The 19,950-nt window shown below is 58.9% G+C and carries 19 protein-coding genes; 7 read left to right on the forward strand and 12 right to left on the reverse strand.

Annotation, left to right across the window (positions count from 1 at the left end; translation table 11 throughout):
• The first annotated feature begins 117 nt into the window (after positions 1-117).
• Together ACYQML_RS03365 and ACYQML_RS03370 are read left to right on the forward strand one after the other, a co-directional pair.
• The gene (locus ACYQML_RS03365; protein WP_461234701.1) at positions 118-1,836 is read left to right on the forward strand and encodes a PAS domain-containing sensor histidine kinase; all 1,719 of its coding nucleotides are present in this window, start codon (positions 118-120) and stop codon (positions 1,834-1,836) included.
• A 732-nt stretch (positions 1,837-2,568) separates the two neighbouring features.
• A complete protein-coding gene (locus ACYQML_RS03370; protein WP_461234702.1) occupies positions 2,569-3,357 on the forward strand; it encodes an enoyl-CoA hydratase/isomerase family protein in 789 nt (262 codons plus the stop codon).
• A gap of 641 nt (positions 3,358-3,998) precedes the next feature.
• Here ACYQML_RS03370 and ACYQML_RS03375 read toward each other — a convergent pair.
• Positions 3,999-4,235, reverse strand: coding sequence for a hypothetical protein (locus tag ACYQML_RS03375; RefSeq protein ID WP_461234703.1), 237 nt, complete (start codon positions 4,233-4,235; stop codon positions 3,999-4,001).
• A gap of 855 nt (positions 4,236-5,090) precedes the next feature.
• Here ACYQML_RS03375 and ACYQML_RS03380 point away from each other — a divergent pair.
• Entirely contained in the window at positions 5,091-5,660 is a 570-nt protein-coding gene (locus tag ACYQML_RS03380; protein WP_461234704.1) for a hypothetical protein, read from the forward strand.
• Positions 5,661-6,112: 452 nt separating this feature from the next.
• The gene (locus ACYQML_RS03385; protein WP_461235650.1) at positions 6,113-6,730 is read left to right on the forward strand and encodes an HNH endonuclease; all 618 of its coding nucleotides are present in this window, start codon (positions 6,113-6,115) and stop codon (positions 6,728-6,730) included.
• Between the two features lie 59 nt (positions 6,731-6,789).
• Here ACYQML_RS03385 and ACYQML_RS03390 read toward each other — a convergent pair whose 3' ends face one another.
• The 4 genes from ACYQML_RS03390 to ACYQML_RS03405 all read right to left on the reverse strand — a co-directional run bounded on the left by ACYQML_RS03390 (position 6,790) and on the right by ACYQML_RS03405 (position 10,241).
• On the reverse strand, positions 6,790-7,206 hold the full coding sequence (locus ACYQML_RS03390; protein WP_461235651.1) for a very short patch repair endonuclease: 417 nt from the start codon (positions 7,204-7,206) through the stop codon (positions 6,790-6,792).
• A 9-nt stretch (positions 7,207-7,215) separates the two neighbouring features.
• Positions 7,216-8,247 carry a DNA cytosine methyltransferase gene (locus tag ACYQML_RS03395; protein WP_461234705.1) on the reverse strand — a complete coding sequence of 344 codons (1,032 nt, stop codon included), beginning with the start codon at positions 8,245-8,247 and terminating at the stop codon, positions 7,216-7,218.
• On the reverse strand, positions 8,247-9,287 hold the full coding sequence (locus ACYQML_RS03400; RefSeq protein ID WP_461234706.1) for an ATP-dependent nuclease: 1,041 nt from the start codon (positions 9,285-9,287) through the stop codon (positions 8,247-8,249). Before ACYQML_RS03400 ends, ACYQML_RS03395 begins: the two co-directional genes overlap by 1 nt.
• A gap of 255 nt (positions 9,288-9,542) precedes the next feature.
• A complete protein-coding gene (locus tag ACYQML_RS03405; RefSeq protein WP_461234707.1) occupies positions 9,543-10,241 on the reverse strand; it encodes an ATP-binding protein in 699 nt (232 codons plus the stop codon).
• Here ACYQML_RS03405 and ACYQML_RS03410 point away from each other — a divergent pair.
• A complete protein-coding gene (locus ACYQML_RS03410) occupies positions 10,224-11,216 on the forward strand; it encodes an IS481 family transposase (protein ID WP_461233335.1) in 993 nt (330 codons plus the stop codon). The genes ACYQML_RS03405 and ACYQML_RS03410 overlap by 18 nt on opposite strands.
• A gap of 177 nt (positions 11,217-11,393) precedes the next feature.
• Here ACYQML_RS03410 and ACYQML_RS03415 read toward each other — a convergent pair whose 3' ends face one another.
• From ACYQML_RS03415 to ACYQML_RS03445, 7 genes are all read right to left on the reverse strand, one after another.
• Entirely contained in the window at positions 11,394-11,612 is a 219-nt protein-coding gene (locus ACYQML_RS03415) for a ribosome modulation factor (RefSeq protein ID WP_461234708.1), read from the reverse strand.
• Between the two features lie 48 nt (positions 11,613-11,660).
• A complete protein-coding gene (locus ACYQML_RS03420) occupies positions 11,661-11,993 on the reverse strand; it encodes a hypothetical protein (RefSeq protein WP_461234709.1) in 333 nt (110 codons plus the stop codon).
• 126 nt (positions 11,994-12,119) lie between these two features.
• Positions 12,120-12,923, reverse strand: a complete 804-nt coding sequence (locus tag ACYQML_RS03425; protein WP_461234710.1) for an alpha/beta fold hydrolase — start codon at positions 12,921-12,923, stop codon at positions 12,120-12,122.
• Positions 12,924-13,070: 147 nt separating this feature from the next.
• Positions 13,071-15,443, reverse strand: a complete 2,373-nt coding sequence (locus ACYQML_RS03430; protein WP_461234711.1) for a PAS domain-containing sensor histidine kinase — start codon at positions 15,441-15,443, stop codon at positions 13,071-13,073.
• Positions 15,444-15,603: 160 nt separating this feature from the next.
• Positions 15,604-16,140, reverse strand: a complete 537-nt coding sequence (locus ACYQML_RS03435) for an MBL fold metallo-hydrolase (RefSeq protein WP_461234712.1) — start codon at positions 16,138-16,140, stop codon at positions 15,604-15,606.
• Positions 16,141-16,491: 351 nt separating this feature from the next.
• Entirely contained in the window at positions 16,492-17,382 is an 891-nt protein-coding gene (locus ACYQML_RS03440; RefSeq protein ID WP_461234713.1) for an alpha/beta hydrolase, read from the reverse strand.
• 31 nt (positions 17,383-17,413) lie between these two features.
• Positions 17,414-18,316 carry an NmrA family NAD(P)-binding protein gene (locus ACYQML_RS03445; protein WP_461235652.1) on the reverse strand — a complete coding sequence of 301 codons (903 nt, stop codon included), beginning with the start codon at positions 18,314-18,316 and terminating at the stop codon, positions 17,414-17,416.
• A gap of 274 nt (positions 18,317-18,590) precedes the next feature.
• Here ACYQML_RS03445 and ACYQML_RS03450 point away from each other — a divergent pair, with 274 nt between their 5' ends.
• On the forward strand, positions 18,591-19,214 hold the full coding sequence (locus ACYQML_RS03450) for an isochorismatase family protein (RefSeq protein ID WP_461235653.1): 624 nt from the start codon (positions 18,591-18,593) through the stop codon (positions 19,212-19,214).
• Positions 19,215-19,540: 326 nt separating this feature from the next.
• Positions 19,541-19,897: a response regulator gene (locus ACYQML_RS03455; RefSeq protein WP_244477957.1), complete on the forward strand. Its 357-nt coding sequence runs from the start codon at positions 19,541-19,543 to the stop codon at positions 19,895-19,897.
• Positions 19,898-19,950 lie beyond the last annotated feature (53 nt).

Consider the following 19,950-nt stretch of genomic DNA (forward strand, 5'->3'; position numbering starts at 1 on the left):
TCCACGCTCCAATTGGACGGGTCCTTGTTCGGCAGCTGTGCGCATGCGGTGCTCTTCGCGCGGTCGTTAAGCCGTGGAAAATCGTCTGTCGGGATCTCACGTCAAGGGTGAGGCGGCATGTCGTTTCTATTAGCTACGATTGCAGTGGTGGTCGCCGTATTGGTCGGAGCACTAGTGGCGCATCGTCTCGCGGTGGCGGGGCTCGCTCGCGCACAAAGGGAAAGCGAGCTGGATCTCAAGAATGTTGCCGACTCCGTCCCTCAGGTCCTTTGGCAGGGGCTTCCAGACGGACGCGTGACGTTCATGAATCTGAGATGGACGGAAATCACTGGCGCCTCGGTCGACAACGGCCTGGCTGAGGACGGCTGGGCATGGAAGAACTGGTTCCATCCAGAGGATCGCCAGGGACTCCTTGATGATTGGGCTAGAGCACGCTCGACAGGCGAGCAGTTCGACTCTTACCGTAGGTTGCTGCACGCCGATGGAACATATCGATGGCTTCAGGTCACGGCGAGGCCCGTGCGAAACATCGATGGAACGATCATTCGCTGGTACGGTGTATCAACTGACATACATGCGGAGATGCAATCGCAGCTAAGCGTCCGCGCACTAAACCAGACGCTTGAGCAGCGGGTGGAGGAGCGTGCACGCGATCTGATGCTGAGTGAAGGGCGATACAGATCAATTTTCGAGCGCTCGCACGTTGCATTGTTTGAGCAGAATCTCGATGGTCTAGTCGCGGCTTTGGCACCTATGTATCTGCAGCATGGGAAGATGCTGGCCAGTTATCTGCAGGAACATCCCGAGCTCGTAACCGAGCTGCTCCAACTGTTGAAAACCGAAGAGATCAACGCGGCAGCGCTCCAGTTCCTCGGCAAAGAGAGGGATGCGGTTCTAAGTCACTCAAGGCCGGGTGTGGTGGATTCGGCACCCTTCGCCGAACTCCTCCAGCACATTGCGGTTGGACGAGACGACTATTGGGAAGGCGTTGTGACCCTCATGACAGGGGACGGGACCATAAAGAAAGCAATCTGTGGGGTTACTCTCGTACGGGGCTCCAAGGGTACTCGCGCCTTCACCCACCTGAGCGACATCACCGATCGCGAGCGCACGCGTGAACTATTGTTCGAAGCACGCGAGGAGCTCTCGCGCGCGAACAGGGCGCTCACCGTGGGCGCCCTTTCGATGTCGCTTGTGCACGATCTAGGCCAGCCGATCAGTTCCATCGCCATGGATGCGACCGTGGGCCGTCGCTCCCTTGCTAGGACACCTGCCGATACCGCCATGGCGAGCAAGGCCATGGACCGAGTAATCTCGTCTGCCCGCCGGGCAGCCGAGCTACTCAACCGTACGCGGGAAACGGCCTCCCGCAGGGAACGAACGGTCGAACCCGTGGATCTGACCAAAGTGATTCGCCTCAGCGTAGGTCTTCTGGAGCACGAGGTGCGGCTGCAGGGATGCAGCGTGTCACTCGACGTTCCGGACGAGCCGGTGCCTGTGGTGGCTGACAGGGTCGAACTTCAGCAGGTCCTCATCAATCTGATCCTTAATGCGCTCGCGGCAAGTCAGTGCACCTCAATGAACGACCGGACCATCCACGTGAAGCTGATGGAGCGCGCAGAGGAGGTCGTAGTAGAGGTCAAGGACAGGGGGGTCGGCCTGCCGGCGGGCGAGGAGTCTCGCATCTTCGACCCGCTGTTCTCGACGAGACCGGGAGGCATGGGGATGGGTCTGGCGATCTGCCGGACGATACTTCAGGGCTTCGGCGGCGACCTCACCGCCCGCAACAACCTGCACGGCGGCGCAACCTTCGCTTTCACCCTGCCGCGTCTCTGACAAGCCTCTGGGGAGACATATCCCGCCTGCGGACGCGCACGTGTCGTTAGCCCACGTTAGGCGGTAGAATGGCACAAGGAAACAATAGATTGCCGACGATGAGGGACATGGTCGCTTCAAGCGATGAAAGGCAACGATACCCACTGCATCACACGTGAGCCAGACCGCCAACCCCCAACCACTCAACCCATGAGAGCACGGCTCTAGCGTCCTAACTTCCGTGGTGGGCGGCCGGAGCCTGGGCGGGTGCGACACCACGCAAGATGCTGATCCTCAACCGGTTCTCTGACGCTTGCGCCTGCTTATCGAATATCTTGGCACGATCCTGCCGACGGACCTGTGACATTCGGAATCGCCATACCGGAGTACGGGCCCTTCTATCCGAGCGTAGGATGGCCTTACGGCCGGCGCAGCGGCACCTTCACCTCGCTGCCCTCGGTGCGGCGGATGTAGGAGCATTGCCATGCCGGTTCGAAAGGTCGAATCCATTGCGGGCGCATGCGTGAGCGCCGCGCGGGATAGTTTCGCCCCTTTTAGTGGCTCGTGATCGCGATTGGTTTGCGCAACCAGAGCATCCCGCCGAAATGATCGCCGATCGATCACTCACTGCTCGCATTGATGGGCCGTGGTCCTCAGGGCGGTCACTTCGATCCCCCACAGACCCAATTCGCGGCGGCGAGCAGCGCCGCTGCCGAATTGTTTCATGAAAACTTTCGCTGAGGAGCCGATTTCGTGACCCAAATCACTCTGGGCAATGAGGGAGCAGTGGCGATCATCACTCTCCACAACCCACCGCAAAACCGGTTTTCACCGGAGATGCTCATCGAATTCGACATGGCGCTTGATGCCGTCAGTTCGAGCGAAGCACGCGCCCTGGTTCTGCGCGCCGATGGAGCAGATTTCTCCTTTGGTGGGGATATTCAGCCTTGGCCGACAATGACCCAGCGCGAACGTCGTACCCTGTTCGAGCGGTATCTCGCCGCTTGCAACCGTTTTGAGAGACTCTCGATACCGACCGTGGCGCTTGTGCAGGGTCATTGTCTCGGAGGCGGCTTGGAACTGGCACTGCGTGCAGATATCGTCTTTGCTGGAGAAACGGCACGTTTCGGTCATCCTGAACAGAGCATCGCCATCGTCACGCTACTTGGCGGAATTTACCGGGTCGCAGAGCGAGCCGGGCGATCGAAGGCCTTCGAATGGGCTCTTACATCGGAACACGTGCCTGCGCAGGAAATGGCCCACCACGGCGTCATCAACCGCGTACTCCCTGATGCTGAGCTTCTGCCTGAGGGTATGGCATTCGCTGCAAAAGCTGCCGCGGGTCCGACGCTGGCGCATGCCGCACATAAAGCATTGCTGCGTGCATGGGTGTCAGGCGGTACGACCGTGGCGGACGAGGCGCTTATGGACATAGCCATGCCGCTTTTCGAAAGCGCGGACACCCGCATGGCAATTCCCGCAGCCGTCGATGCAATGACAAAGGGCAGTGGTCGGCCCCAGTTCGATTTCAAAGGTAAGTAGGAACGCGCAGGGGCGATATGGATGCAACTGCCCCTGCATTATAAGAACGACACCAAAAAGGAACGCTTCTTGCCAAACGCTTAAGAAAACGAGACAAAAACGCTAACGCGTAAGTAGAAATGCCATTCTAAAATCCTTCAGTCATGCTTTGCATACAATGTAGTCGCGTCCGCGATTGGATGCCGCACTGCTTGCAGCACTTGCAGTCGATGATGTCGAGGCGGTTGAAAGGTATCGTCCAATAAAACACTCGTCTCGCCGTGCTTGCAAATGCTTTGCCGCACCGCCAGTATTGCCCGCCCCTTCGATTAGGCGCTACCAGCTGCAGACTTCGGTGCGCTCCTTCGTTCCAGCTGGAGCGAGCCCACGCCGGGACGGCTGACCCAGAGCGTTTGGCCCGATGAGCCATACACGGATGAATGGCCGGTTGCTCAGCTTTGCTGCTCGCCGGCGTCACGCTCCAGAAAACCATCGCGGCGATTATCTGAAACTTGCGCGAAAGGCCCCGTCCTGTGGGGCGGGGATGGATAACGCAGGCGGTGGGAGCCGCCTTGTCCTTGTGTACGCCGGAGCGCCCTAATAAGATCAATGATTGCAGTAGTTTAGTATGGGGTATCGAGGCCTTGTTACATCCTTGCTACTTAGACCACCGGATTTTGCTGCACCGGCAGTGCGCCAGCCTCATTCGTGATGCGCAAAATCGCGAGCGAATTCCTCCTTGCGAGCCCCGACTCATCCTCCTCGCCATACAGGTGGCCGTAGACGTCCTTCGTTGTGGTGACGGAGGCATGTCCAACAACCTTCTTCAGGGCGAGGTCACTCAAACCCGCCTTGATCCACAAGCTCACCGCTGCATGTCGGACCGTATGCAGACCCATGTAGGTGCCATTCTCTCGTGTAACATTGGCAGCAACTGCTATGGGCTTCCAATGATAGTCCGTCAGATCTTGTGGCAGGATAGGGGTGCCATTGCGCGTCAATAGAATGTAGCCCTCGCTGGGCCGATCACACTGATTGAGTCTAGGATGATCGCGGGCGGGAAGTGGATCACCCCTCCCCTGGCGGCACGTGTTGTTGTCATATCGCCCGCTCCCCGGTCTGGGTGAACGGGGCAACCGGGCGGGCAGCGGCAACGCAGCGATCGGCGCGGGTACGGTCGGCCGCAAATTGTGCTTCGATGCGACCGCGGAGATCACGCAACGCGCGACGCTCGTCCTCAATCTGCTGTTTCCGCATCTCCCAGGTCGGGAGTGAATTCGGGCGCACGCCCCGAATGGCGAGCGTAACTCGTCCAGGCTGATGGGCAGCCCGTAGCACGCGCTCGGATGGCGCTGTGCAATGCTGATAGATAGTCATGGATGTTGTGCTTTCGTTCGACGGTTTTTCAGGACCGTTGCCCGACAACAGGCCGGGCGGCCGGGAGCTGAAAACCTGCGAAAGCGACAGGCCGACGCGCTTTTAACCCGCTAAGGTCTGGACATGGCGCACCGCTCCCGGCCATAGTGGCCAGGTTGAGCGCGCCCGCCAAGGCGCCGTCTCTTGCGCTAAGAGCCCGCCAAGGCTCGACAACGCGTCACACAACCCCCTCGCCAAAGGGGGAATGCATCAAGCTTTCGTCCGGGTTTTCAGGCCCACGGACACCATGACACGAACACCCCGCCGCTGCCAAGCAGATGGGGTCGTCGTCGTGCGTGAAGGGTAGAGGCTTTTCGCCTCCGCAGGAGGCAGGTCCGGTGGCGAAGCGTAAGCGTCAAGAAGCTCACTTCACCGCGTTCTTCGCTGAGGTAAATGCAGAATCAGCATCTGGAACTGAACGCAGCCTCGTCCTCTTGTGCGGAGCATTTATAGACCTGCTGCTGCGGGACCTTATTGAGCATCGACTCATCGACGACGCGGTGTCTAAGACACTGTTGGGCGAGGATGGAATGGGAGCCCTTGGCACGTTTTCCTCCCGCATTGATATGGCTTTTGCGCTTGGAACGATTGAGCAAAGCGAACATAAATCTTTAAAAAAGCTTAAAAACATAAGAAACGACAGTGCGCACGAGGTGTCGTTTAGCTTATCTTCGCCAACCAATATCGTGGGCATTGATGTAATGCTGAATAATTTAGGCTTTGATTTCACAGCATTTGCAGCCTTCGATCCAAAAGTCAGGTTTCGAAGCGTCGCGGTTAATTTAATCGCACGTCTTGCGGCTCGCACCAGTGACCAGCAGCTTGAAAAAATGAAAGTCTATGATTTGAAGGGATACAATAACCCGAATGCTCCGCTGATCCCTTATGTCAACTTTACTACTCCATAAGAACAATTCTCCGAGAAAAGACTTTCGCTGTGTCGCGGCTCACTCCCCGCCTTCCGGTCGTCAGAGTCCGCCTTCCCTGCTGGCTGTTTCAGTTCGAGCTTGGTGGTTGAGCCGCCTCTGCCGAGCGGATGGGTGTTTCGTCGTCCGTGCTGGAAATGGAATGTCTGTGCCCTAGGTGGCGCATCCGTTTCCTAACCCAGCCAGCACAGATAGTCACTGTGTGGCAAGTGTTCCATAGAAGCGTCACTAGTTGTGCCATAGTCCTGGATGGCGTGAGGCGACAGCAAATGATCAAATTGTTCGACGCCCCTGATGGAAGTCATGAGGCGGCCTACCGAGCTTGGTTCGCAAAGCATCCTACAGGGCTTACAGTCCAGAGTATGCGCAAAGTAAATTCCACTTATCTGGTTCTTCATCGCGCACAATGTCCGTCGGTAACATCTCCCTACAAGATGGGAAGATGGGACCAATTTACTGGGGGCAGGTACATAAAAATTTGCGCTACGAAAGAGTCAGAGCTGCTTAAATGGCTTCTTGCAAGGGGGTTAAAAAATTTTAGTAAATATTGTTCGAGATGCAAGCCGCCTAGGACGTCTTGGTCTACTGCTGAAGTGTCCAATCCTCATCCTGCCGATAAGCCGCCGGCGGCCGAGACTACCCAAGAACGACGGCGTATCATTCGTGAGATCGAAGCTCGCCAAGGTGCTCCCGCGTTCAGAAGCGCTTTGATAAGGGCTTACCAAGGTCGGTGCGCAGCAACCGGCTGTAATGCACATGAAGCGTTAGAGGCGGCTCATATTCAGGCATACTCACACGACGGGAGTAATGCGACGAGCAACGGTCTGTTGCTACGAGCTGACATTCACACTTTATTTGACCTCGGACTTTTAGGGGTTGATGAAGATAGAAAGTGGATCGTGAGTGCATCCTTGCGCGGTTCGGAATATGAGCGCCTTCAAGGAAAGTCGCTTCGGGAGGCGGTTCGACTTACCGACAGGGCTGACGCGCAAGCGCTAAAGTGGCATCGTCAAAGGAGTAAACTGAGCAATGTTTTTCATGCGACGAAATAAGTAATGCGATTGCGACAACTCGACAGGCGACCTATTCAATGTAATCTATGCAAACAGGATTATGGCCGGAGGAAGTCATTCAATCGAGCGATAAGTTGGTCAACCTGCCGCGTCTCGCATTCCCAAATGATCAGCACGTTCCAGCCGCCCGCTTTCAGCCTCCGTTCCATCTCGGCGTCCCGTTCAACGTTGCGAGCGAACTTAGTCAGCCAAAACTCGACGCGCGTCTTGGGCGTCGTCGTTTTCCGGCAACCCGGATGGCGATGCCAGAAGCAGCCGTGCACGAACACAACCTTTCGGCGCGATGGGAAGATGGGGTCGGGGGAGCCCGGTAGGTCACGGCGGTGAAGTCGAAAGCGGCACCCAAGGTGATGTGTGAATCGGCGGACCGCGAGAGCTGGTTTCCTGTTCTCACCGCGAATCTGAGACAATACTGCCGAACCCGCGGATCTTGACTCGTTATTGCCTGACGCAATTCGCCGATCCTACGCTGGGCCCATCTCGGCATGCGCTCTAATAGCCTCTCCGATCCGTTGGGCCATTAGAGGAGGAACTGCATTTCCTACTTGGCGGCCTCGCGACCGGAGCGATCCCACAAAGGAGTAGCGCCTAGGAAATGTTTGCAGGTTGGCCGCTTCTCGGATGCTCAGCGCGCGATTCTGTTCTGGATGGCCGAACCTTCCGTTCGAATAGCTGATGCACCGTGTAGTGAGACCGGACGCTGGCCGGTCCCAAGCCAAGCGCCCATAAACGTCCGAATGGCCTTTGTGCCCCTTGTGACAATCAAGCCACAGCTCATCCGGCCATGAATCTCTACCACCCCCCTCCGGTGTTGCTGTAATACGCGTAAGATTGAGATCGGAGAGGTACGCTGCCTGATGATCCGGGTCGTCATCATGAGTTTCGCCAGCTGCAATCGGTGGAAGGTCTCCTATCCAATCCCTCACCGTAGCTGCGGGCGCTAAGCTAGCGCCATGCCTGGACACAGGCAACATAAGTCCAGCTTGGCGACTTGCGAGTAGTATCAATCTGTCTCTCGTCTGAGGCACGCCAAACATTAGAGCCGGGAGTACGTCATAAGTATAGTAATATCCTAGATCGCTAAGAGTTTTTAAAAAACTTTTAAACGGCCCTTCGGTGTTCGGGATCTTTTGTAAGCCTGGAACATTCTCAACCAAAACGTATTCTGGAAGCCAGAAACTCACGAAGCGGCTGAATTCATTTAGCAGTGACCGCCTTGGATCTTGCGCATCACATTTCCTGTTTTGCCTCGAAAATGGTTGGCATGGTGCGCAACCACAAAATAACACAGGGGTGTCTCGGCGATGAGAAAGAGATAGGTTATCTTCACGTACAGCTCTGATGTCCTCAGCGATGAAGACATCCGGCTCTAAGTTCTGAATGAAGGTCTTGGCAGCATCGGCATCGCTGTCTAAACCGGCCGCGATTTTAAATCCTGCCTGTGAAAGTCCAGAGCTGGTGCCACCACAGCCCGCAAAGAAATCATATACGCGCATTATTCCACTCCTCCCGCAGGTGCTACTTGATGACCAGCGAATTGAGCAATCCGTGCGTAAAGCGTCTGAAAATCTGACAAGTTATCATCAAGCGTGGCAAGTCTGGTTGCTTGCACGATTGCAATTTCTTGTGCCGTGACTTCTTCATAATCCGCCCGACCGAGTGTCAACTTGGTCAGCTGAACAAATTTTCTCTTTGCGTCCAGCTCAAAAGGGATGCTTCTACAATGAGCGTCTTTGATCATGTTGTCCCATAGAAACGCTTCGGGTATTTGGGAGCCGGGTAGGAAGTCAACATAGCTCCTTGCCCACGCAACCAAGGCGCGGCATGCTTCCTCAAGTTGCTGCTGATTCCCGCCTGCCCTTCCGCCATCTACGTAGAACTTGATTTCACTGCCTGCGAATGCTTCAAGAGCCGCTTTCAATTGCGTATTGTGTGCTTCAGGAACATCCACGGGATTGGGTAAGCTATCTGGCTTACGCTGATCCCCATCTAATAGCACTAATACGTCAGTGCGGCCCTCCGCTGAAAAGATGGGGAGATATTGAGTCCAGAGCGTGTCTGCTCCTCCAGGAAAATATTTAATCTCGAAAATTTTATTGAATGCTTCACCTCCGAAGCGAAGAACTTTTTCAATTATACGCTTCGATAAAATATCCTCGACAATCAATAGCTTCTTTCCTGGAAGTGGCTCTCCAATATAAAATAATGCTTCTTCGGGTGCGGCTGACTGCGTCGGCAATTTTACCCTTCCGATATTGGGATCGAAAATAAGTACTTTAATTGCATTGTTGGGTAATGATCTAATCATCGCGGGCGAGTGCGTCGAAATCACAATCTGGTGCTTGTGCTGCTTCGTTTGTGCAAATAAATAGTCTACCAGACGTTCTTGCGCGCCTGGGTGCAAAGATACTTCCGGCTCATCGAGTAAAATGAGTGAGCGTGGCGTAGCGCTGTTGATCTCTACCACCAGTCTGACGACAGCAAACTCTCCACTTCCAGCGAAGGCTTCCGTATAAGTTAGGTCGCTCGATGTCATGGTGCATGTATACGCATCTATATCAAAAAATTGATGCCGGATCCATTTAATCGAAGTATATGTTTTTCCAAGTATTTTAGATACAGCTGCGACTTCTAATGGCGTTAGTGATCTATTTTCTGAGTTCAGGATGCGCTCTCGGCGATAGTACAGAAAAGTCAGCCAGGTGTGCTCAATCGCTTGCCTAAGCTTTGAAGATCGGCTCCTTATAAAATCTTTGCGTTGCCGCAGGCTGCGGTCGCCTTGGTGTTCTCCTTAGTAGAAAGTTTTGTCAAATGCGCTTAAATACTGTCTAAAATCCACATAGACCACTTCTTTGCGTATATTCTCCCAGCGGGAACGCTTCTGTCCCTCAATATGACGACGTTCCATACCATAACGGACGAGTGGTCGAGATGGCTCCCAATAATCAGGATCGTTCTCGCGACGTATTCTCGTTTTCAGGACTTCAACTGTCCGCTCGTCAGTTTTATGGAAGTATCCATATATGAAGCAATTAGGTCTATCGCCGGTCTCCTCGATAGGGTCGACGCTTGTTGAAAACCAGTAATTTCCTAGGTTGTTCGCTCCCGGCGCACCCTGCAAAGCTCGCAGCACCGAGCTTTTATTGGTGCCGTTCGAGCCAACCAGCGCAGTGATTGGATAAGTAAAATCAATGCGCGTGTCCGGCGCTAGGTTTTTGAACCGAGGAAATCGGATGTGTTGAATGAAAGGTTCAAGCTGCCCTGCGTTCAACAATGTGAGCAGCGTCTGTCTGTCAGATTCGGATGGCATGATGGCAGCGGAGCTCTGTTTTTTTGCAGTCCGCACGGATCCATGGGGCGAAGCAAGAGGGTTGGGCTCATTCTCGGTTGATGCAGCCGAAAATGGCGATGTTAGATGTTTGATCCCAGGGTTTGATGGTGCAATCTTCACGTTGGGGTGGAAGGACGCGCTATGGGCCAGGTTCTTCACGGCAGCGCCACGACGACTGAGGCGGTTCGTCGAGCGATCCAGCATAGTCAAGCGAGCCTGAGGGCTCTCTCGAAACGCTACGGGATCAACCAGAAGACCGTCGCCAAGTGGAGGCAGCGGACCTCGGTCGCCGACCAGCGCACGGGTCCGAAGGATCCGCGTTCGACGGTGCTTTCACCTGAAGATGAGGCGGTCGTGGTCGCCTTTCGTCGCCACACGCTCCTGCCGCTCGACGACTGCCTTTACGCGCTGCAGGCCACGATCCCGCACCTGACCCGCTCGTCGCTGCACCGCTGCCTGCAACGCCACGGCATCAGCCGACTGCCGGAGGTCGACGGTGACAAACCCAAGCGGTCGCGCTTCAAGGCTTACCCGCTCGGCTACTTCCACATCGATCTGGCCGAGGTTCACACGGCGGAAGGGCGGCTCTACCTGCTCGTCGCCATCGACCGCACGACCAAGTTCGCCTTCGTCGAACTCCATGGACGAGCGACGCGGCGGGTCGCGGGCGATTTCCTCCGGCATCTCATCGAGGCCGTGCCCTACCGGGTGCACACGGTGCTCACCGACAACGGCACCCACTTCACCACGCCCGGCAACGTCGCCTCGGCCGCCTCCATCATCCAGGAGGCGATTGCGGCCGGCGAGACCTTCCGAGCTCACAGCTTCGAGCTTGCTTGTGCCCGCAACGATATCGACCATCGCCTGACCAAGCCGCGACACCCCTGGACGAACGGACAGGTCGAGCGGATGAACCGCACGATCAAAGATGCGACGGTCAAACGCTATCATTACGACAGCCACGCGCAGCTTCGCGACCATCTGGCCGACTTCGTCAGCGCCTACAACTTCGCTCGCCGCCTGAAGACTCTGCGTGGTCTCACGCCCTACGAGGCCATCTGCAAGGCATGGTCCGCCGAGCCCGGCCGCTTCCGGTCAAACCCGCTCCACCAAATGCCGGGACCAAACATCTAGCTTGCGCGAGCGGGTTGGTGTTGAGGGGAAAAACCCAGCCCCGTTATGCCCTCACTCCGGGCCGGACCACGCTGAACCGGGCTCGTTGGTAGCTGAGAGCGTGAGCGCTGCCTAACGGTAATTGTTGCGTCGACGATGGCGCTGGTAGGACATTTATGGCCCTTCGTACGGTTAGCATCAGGAAGCCTGATACTCAGTTTGTGCCTCATCCCAGCCCCTAAGCCACGCTTCCCGACGATCGAAATCCGTGAAAGGACATTCACTGCGCCTTTTATTCGCAAAGAAGGCCGCACGGCCGCCGCTGAAGGCAGAGCCATCAGACTCAAATCGCTCACGCTGCAAGGCCTTCGCCAAGCTTTTGCTAGACATATCTCTCTCCTGCTTGATGCTAAGCATACGCTAGCTGGAGGTTTCGCGCGACGGATCGGAACGGGAACGCGAGGCTTAACTCCACCACCGATCGCTCCCCTCCCCGATCCCGTTCCAGGCGCTGTCCATGATGGATGCCCGTTGGCCGGCATGGGCGGGATCGTGATCGGCGGCACGGTCGATGACCTCCCGCATCGCCTCCGTGCTGCCCCGCATGTCGTAGAGCCGTTGCCCTAGCCGTCGCACGGCCTGCCGGCACGCTGCGCCGATGGGATCGGAAGCGAGCGCGGTGATCTCACTTTCCTCGCGCGTCGGCATCGAGGCGATGTCCCGATGCCAGCGCAGCGGTATGGCTTCGAAGGCGCCTGAGGGCCGCGTGGAGGCATGCTGCGCGAGATGGACGAGCATGGGCGGCCAGAAGAGCGTCGAGGGCGTCCTCGATGGCTCTGGTGGCATCTGACGCTGTGGGAGCCGAGGTGACGCTCATGTTCAGTTCCTTGTTCGGTCCGGGATACGCGAGCTTTTGCGTCCGCGTCAGCCTTCGAGGAACAGGCGTAGATGCGCCAGGAAGAGCTCGGGGTATTGGAAATGTGGAGCATGCCCGGAGTCCGGGTAGATGATCAGCTGCGCATTCGGGAGATGCTGCTGAAGGTAGAACGAGTTAACGGTGTTGAGCATCACATCGAGATGCCCGTTCGCTACCAACGTGGGCATCGTGATGGTCGCAAGGTCGGCGAAGCGCTCGCCGTGAGGCTCAAGCCAGTCCCGGCCCGCAGCGACCTGCGCCATTATCGTCGGCATGCCGCTCGCCGGATCGATATCCTCGGTGCGGGTGTAGCGCCGCTCCCAGTACTTGGCCGCGGCCGACCGGCCGGCGTCCGACTGTCCGAAGAACAGCCAGGCCATGTCCTCGAGCCTCGCGTCGCCTCGCGCGCGCTGCGACACCTCCGCGATGTAGGGCGACGGATCGCCGCCCCGGGGGCTCGTGCCGACCAGCACCAAGCGGCGGACGCGCTCCGCGTTCTTCTTGGCGAACGCCTGGGCCACCATGCCTCCCATTGAGAAGCCGAGGAGGTCGAAGGTCTCGAGCTCGAGTGCATCCACGAAGTCGCGGATGCAGTGCGCCATGCCCTCGATGGTCTTCGGGGTCTCGCCCGTCGAGGCGCCTACGCCCGCATTGTCCACGAGGATGATCTCGCGGTCCCGGGCCAGACCGTCCGTGAAAGCTGGATCCCAGTGGTCGAGTCCGCCGGTGAAGTGCTGCAGAAGCACGATTGGCGTGCCGGTCGGGCTGCCGAAGCGCCGATAGGCGTAGCGGTTCGAGCCGGCGTCGATCAACTTTGTAAGCGCGGTGTGGTGCGTCTGCATGGTTCGGTCTCCTTGAGGAGACCGTGGCTCACGACGACGCCCGGAGCGATACGCACGTCGGTATGGCTTTCGCGCACCCGTGTAGGGGACCGACCCGGCATCGGCCGTTGGACTGGTTCAGCCGCACCGCGCGAGGTCTGCGGCGGCGTTGGGAATGTCGAAGGAGAAGCTGGCGCCTCCACTCGGCAGGTTCTGCACCGTCAGCTGTCCCCCCATCGCCTCGACGGTCGAGCGGCAAATGTTCAGGCCCATGCCGATGCCGGTCGCCTTGGTGGTGAAGAACGGATCGAAAAGCCTTGTTAGGTGCTCGTCTGGAATGCCTGGCCCCGTATCCGCGACGCATATCCGTAGCGCTGTTTCTTCCGCGACAATCTCCACCACGATGCGGCGCATCCCGGTTTGGTCGCGCATCGCGTCGGCCGCATTGGTCACGAGGTTGACGAGGACCTGCTGCATCTCGATCGGGTCACCTAGGACCGGCGGCATTCCTTCTCCGCACACAATTTCAAGTTCGGCCCCCGATCGCGCGAGATCGTGTTGGAGGAGATCGCGTGTGTCCAAGGCGAGACGGCGGACGTCGACCCCTCTCGTCGCGCGCCGTCCCGCGACGATGCTGTCGCGTGTCCGCTGCACGATGCTTGCGATGCGTTGAGCGGTCTTGTCGACGCGCTGCAGAATGCGGGCGATCGATTCCATGTCGGGATTTTCCCGGCCGACGTGGCGCAACCCAGTCGTCGCATCCATCAGCATGGACGCGATTGGCTGATTCAACTCGTGGGCGATGGAGGCTGAGAAGGCGCCGACAGTGGCGATCCGGTTCGCGCGTGCCAATTCCGCCTGGGCGGCTCGGTGCATGCCCTCGATCCTCTCCTGGTCCGACAGGTCGACGTGGCTCGAGAGATGCAGTCCGTCCGGCAGCCTAGTCACAGTGAAATAGACTGGGATTCGTCGTCCTCCCCTGCCGATGAGAACGGTCCGCCCGTCGATGTGGCCGACGCCGTCGAAGTACATCTCCAGCTGGCGGAGAAGCACCTCAGGTCCGTCGTCCGCGTTCTGCGCTGGCGGGTTCGCGACGAGTTCGGCCACGTTCTCGTAGCCCAACATACGCGCCAGCGCCTCGTTGACGCGAGTCGTCCGGATCGCGGCCAACGTGCGGGCCAGATCTTCCGGATGAGCCGTCATGTAGGACCGTAGGTCGGTAACTCCGCCGGCTTTGATATCGTCGAGAATCTTCTCGGCCGCGCTGAAGTCCATCTCCGCGAAGGTCATGTTACTGACGTCGAAGAGACCGGCGTAGCGGCGCTCGGTCCGCATCAACTCGGAGGTTCGCTCCAGCACGCGCTGTTCGAGCGTTTCGTTGAGATCGCGCACTTTCTGGTGTGCTGTCACTTGCTCGTGGATGTCCGACACGCCTCCATACCAGCGCATTTCGTCCGAACCCTCAGCGACGTGTACTGGCCGACCGACATGTGACATCCAGCGGTAGCTGCCGTCGGCATGGCGCAGCCTGTACATCGTACAGAGCTCCGTTTCTGTCGCCATGGCCTTCTCCAGCAGGGAGACGAACTCCGCGCGATCGTCTGCATGAAAATCGGCCAGGTAATCCTCAGGGTCGACGCGCTCGCCGAAATGTCGACCTGTGAGTTCGGGGTACCTCCGATTGTAGAAGTCCAGGGTGCCGCTGGCGTCCGATCGCCAGAGTATCTGCGGCACCGAGTCGGTGACGTTGATCAGTTCGGCCCTGCTCGCCTCCAGTTCGCGCTGAACCCTTTGCAGCTCCTCCTTCGCGACCACCTCGTCGTGGACATCGGAAAGGCCGCCGAACCGTTCTACCTGTCCTGTGATAGGCGAGAATGCCGGGCTGTCGTAGATCTGCATCCAACGATATGAGCCGTCTCGCTGGCGTACCCTGATTTTGAGGTCGGTCATCGTCCGTGTCGCGACCGCGTGCGAGACGGTCTCGGTAAGCGCCGGGATGTCGTCGGGGTGCACTACGTCGTTGTAGCGCTGGCCCTCCAGAACACTCCAGCGATCGAGTCCCGTCACCGCCGTCCAACTCTCGTTGAGGTACTCGATCTCGCCCTGCGGGTTAGATCGCCAGAGGACGAACGGAACCGAGTTGGCGAAAAGTTCGACCTCGGCCCTGCTGCGGTCTAGGTCCTGCTTGATCGCCTCTAGCCGCTTGCGGCTGACCAGCAGCGCAGCCGCGACGCCGACGGCGATGCACGAGAAGAGGCAGCGCAGCACGTTCGCGAGGGACGGCTGCGAAAGGTGCGCGATGATCCAGGCGAGGACTGTCAGCGCAACGCATATTTGCGCCGCGCGCGAGACCGCCTTCACGCTGCCCGCGACGGATACGAGTACTAAAACCGCTAGATAGAGGATCGATATTGAGAAGTCGTAGCGGGCAAAGCTGTCGATGCAGAAGACAATCGCCGCAAGCAGAATGGCCATAGCCAGCAAAAAGGGTCTTTTCAGTCGCACGTCCATCTCGCGCCAGCCCCCATGCGGACCAGCAGGCAGCTGCCGCTACGAAGTAGCATACCGTTTCAACGTTCGATCCGCCAAGGCGCTGGGGAGAAGGGGGGCGCCCATCAATATGGAGGTGCTGAGCAACTAGCTGGAGTCGCTACAGAAGGATTGCTTTCCGTCAGACCTCGCCCTCGGCGACATGCGCGCTCCCCCAGAGCGAGCCTAGGTTCACGCGGTCGGGATTGAGCGCGATCAGGGCGTCGTAGAGCTGCCGGGCGGTCGTGGTCCGGCCACTCACCCAATCGAAGTCCCCAATGTAAAGCCAGGTTGCAACGAGATATGTGGGACTGTCGTCAGGCGTCAGCGGGCCATGCCCGACGTTAATGGTCTTTGGGTTCAGCGCCGCAATGCGATTGAGCGCGGCTCGCCATGCTTTGCGGTCCGCCTTGTCGCTCTCGACCAGTAAGGGATGGACCTCGCTGTAGACGGCGTCGCCTGAGACCACGAGATCCAGCGGCGGGACGTGCAGACCGGTCGTATCGTCGGTGTCGGTCTGGCCCAGATCGACAACGCGGAAATTGCGAGCTTCGAGCTCGAACCGATTGCTTTCCAGCGTCTGTGCGACGGTGTGCCGGTCGGGCGCAAGCCTCGGGGACCGATGCTTCCAAATTGACTCCAGCACCTCGGGCGACGCAGGCACTTGCATGCCGGCCACGACGTTCGGCCGAGCGCATGTACGTGCCTCGGAGAAGCGGTCCAGCAGCTTGGTGAGGCCGAAAAGTGGTCCGGGTTGGCACGGGTGAGGTAGATCGTCCGGTGCGTCCGGCCCTTGCTCTCAACAAAGCCGGCAGACATGGAGGTCTGCTCGTCGCTCAGGAACTTGTCTGCCAGAACGGCGTCTCGCTCGCCCCAGAACACCGTTGCTCTGTTCGCAACCGAGCCATGGCTCTTCCTGCCTAGCGCAACGCCCTGCGTCGCGCTCGTACGCTTCTGGATGAACAACTCCCATCGAAGAAGCGAAGCCGGCGCGGCTTCGATCATCTCAACTTTCCCCTTTTTTGCCACGTCAGAGATGTTCGTGGAACCACTCCACGGCAGCTGCGATCGCGACGTCGCGTTGAGTGAGATAGATGCCGAAGTGAGAGCCGGGAACTAGCACGAGCCGCTTGGGCTCAAGCGCACGCTCGTAGGCGGCCAGCGCAAGGTCAGTCGGTGTCGTCCTGTCCTCACGAGCGACAATGAACATCAGCGGCGTAGGCGAAACGCGACTGACGAAGGCGCCGGGCTCGTACATGCGCGCCAACCGCGACGAGCGCAACGTCACCATGTTCTCCCAGACACCATCCGGTACGGCCGGAAGCATGAAGTCGATCGCTTCTTGCGAGCGGAACGCCGCCGGCACGGCCGGATCTGCGCCGACCAGCGCCTGGTAGCCTGGTTCGCCGTCGAGCTGATTGCGGTCGTCCTGCGCCAACGCCTCGTCGATGGCGGAGAGCTGATCCGCCGGGATCCGGCGCAGTCCCTGCTCGTAGCCGCTGATCGTGGGCACCTGGGCAACGATCGCCTTGAGCCTGCGGTCGCTCGCCCCCAGGATGAGAGCGTGCCCGCCCGAATAGCTGGTTCCCCAGAGGCCAATCCGCATCACATCCACCTCCGGCCGGCTCTCCAAGAAAGAAATGGCCCGGCGCCAGTCGGCGATCTGCCGCCAGGGATCGACGTCCTGGCGCGGCTGCCCGCCACTGCTGCCGAAGCCACGGTGATCGTGCAGCAGAGTTGCAAATCCCGCCTCCGCGAAGGCGACCGCGAACGGCTCGAGACCGTGGTGGATGGTGCCGCCGAACCCCGCGCACATCGTGATCGCAGGGTGCGGCCCATGACCTTCAGGAAGAAAGAGCCAGCCGCCTAGCAAGATGTTTGCGTCGGCTCTGAACGAAATGTCGACCTTGCTGATGCTCACGGCCGGTCTCCTCACTTCGCTGGAAAAAGGGTCAGGCCGCGGCCGTCTGCTTCGTTGGTCCAAAGCCCTCCCGGTTGTCGATGAGCCAGTCCGCAGCCGAGCGCGCCTTCCTGCCCGTAAGATCGGGCACCGTCATGGTCGTCTCGGCAAGGACGCCCTCCCGGAAGATGCGGTCCAGTCCAAGCAGCAAGTCGGCGACCATTTCGCTCGCGCCCGAGGAAACCAGGACCTCGCGATGCTCCGCCAGGGTACGGCGCGTATAGGTCACGCGGCGGTCCAGAAGCCGAGAGAGCTCGTCCGCGATCTCGGGCATGCTCACCGGGCCGGGCCCGGTTAGGTGATACGCCCGCTGGGAGTCGAGGAACTGGTCGTCCAGCAGCACGATGCGGGCCACGTCGGCGATGTCGCGCGTATCGACGAGATTGACCAGGCCGTTCTCGGCCGTTCCACCCCAGGTGCCACTCGCGACCGGTCCCTTGGCGCGAGCTAGGGTGTCCACGAAGCAACTCGGACGCAGGACCGTGTAGCCGACCTCGTAGTTCGCCAGATGGGCCTCGATCCTCATGTGCCAGTCGAAGGGGTGCAGCCGGGTCGGTGGCCCCAAGGCGGACAACTTGACGATGTGAGAGACGCCTACCGCGACCGCAGCATCAATCATCGCGATCTCGTTCGCAACCTGATGCTCGGACGTGCCATGAGCGAGGAAGAGCCGATCCGCGTCCTGCAGGGCCTTCGAGAGCGTCGACGGATCGTCGAAGTCGATCACAGCAATCTCTGGGCCGGATGGCAGTCGTTGGCTCTGCCGATCTCGCGTCAGCGCAACGATGTCGATGGGATCAGCGGCTAAGCTCGAGAGAAGCGCTGCGCCGACGCGGCCGGTCGCTCCCGCTACCGCAATTCGGGGTTTGCGGACATTGGATCGTTGATTGGACATTCGAAAACCTTCGCTCGAGGATCGGCGCGTTGGGTCAGATAGCCGAGCCGAGCAGCCGACGGGTACTGCACGTTGGTATGGGGAAAGACCTGCCTCCGTAGAATTCAGATAGATGGTCCGATGCGGCATCTCAAAGCTATATCTAATTGCTATCACGCAAACCGATTGAGACCTTCCATTGACTTACAAACCCAGAAATCCAGCCTACTCTGATCCCGCTGAGCCCGCTCTCCCCGCAAGCTCATTCGTGCTCGACCGAGCTCGGGTTGCCTTGGTGGTAACCGATCCGCAGGTCGACTTCCTCGGCCCGACGGGAGTGGCGTATGGGGTCTTCGCCGAGAGCATCGCCGAGCAGGGGACAGTACCGAACCTAGGCCGTCTGTTCACCGCAGCGAAGCGCGCCGCAATTCCGGTCGTCATCTCTCCCCATTACTACTATCCGCATGACCATCGCTGGTGTTTCTCGGGCCCGGGCGAGGCGCTGATGCACAAGCTAGGCATGTTCGCACGTCACTCGCCCCGCTCCCTGGAAACCTTCGAGGCCTCTGGTGCCGACTGGTTGCCGGAATTCAAGGAACTGATTGAGGACGGACAGACGATCGTGTGTTCGCCACACAAGATCGCTGGACCGCAGACGAACGACACTCTGCTTCAGTTGCGCAAGACCGGGGCGACGCAGGTCATCCTTGCGGGCATGGCGGCCAACTTCTGCGTGGAGTCACACCTCCGCGATTTTGTCGAACATGGCTTGGAGGTCGTGGTCGTCCGCGATGCGACCGCCGGAAGCAAGATCCCCGAGGGCGACGCGTACGCGGCGGCCCTTCTCAACTTCCGCTGGTTCGCCAGCGCACTCTGGTCGACCGACGAAACCGTTGCCCAGCTTGAGCGCGGGTCGTGATCTGTGCCTTGTTCAGCTATCGCACTGGGCACTGTCCGGTACCAAGCTCGAAACATCAGCCGGCGTCGCCGCAGCGTATGCCGAGCGTGACATCCGCAGCTTCGCCGTGAACTTTTCACACGTAGGAGGGCAATCAAAACGTCGGGAGCTTTCACCATTGGATACACGCCGGCAACGGCTAGGACGTTCGTCCATGTCCGATCGTCGCGAAGGCGCGACGGCCCGTGGCTTGAGCATCACACACCTCGGTATGCTTGTGGACGGCCGACGCCGCGTATAGTCCGGTTCGACAAAATGGTCGCGGTGGAAGGATTGTCGGCTTGAGCGTGCCCTCACTGGTGGCTGTGGTCGATGATGACGAGGATGTGAGGATCTCGCTCGAGATGCTCATCAGCAGCATCGGCCACGAGACCATGCTGTTCGAATCCGCGGATGACCTACTTGGACAGGGATCGCTAGCTTCCTTCTCCTGTTTCATCAGCGACGTCCAAATGCCGGGTACGGACGGTATTCAGCTGGCTCGTCAACTACGCGACCGGACCGATGCGCCAGTGATCCTCATCACGGCCTTCGCAAGCGAAGACGTCGAGCGCCGTGCCCTTCAGGCCGGTATCCGCAAGTTCCTAGCTAAACCATTCGACCCCGACGAACTGATCGCCGAACTCGAACGCCTCCTCGGCTAGGCGTGTTGAAGAAGGCGTATGCCCCAAGCCCCATATGAGAGAAGTAGCTCGGC

This window comes from Methylobacterium sp. CM6244 (assembly GCF_054817885.1).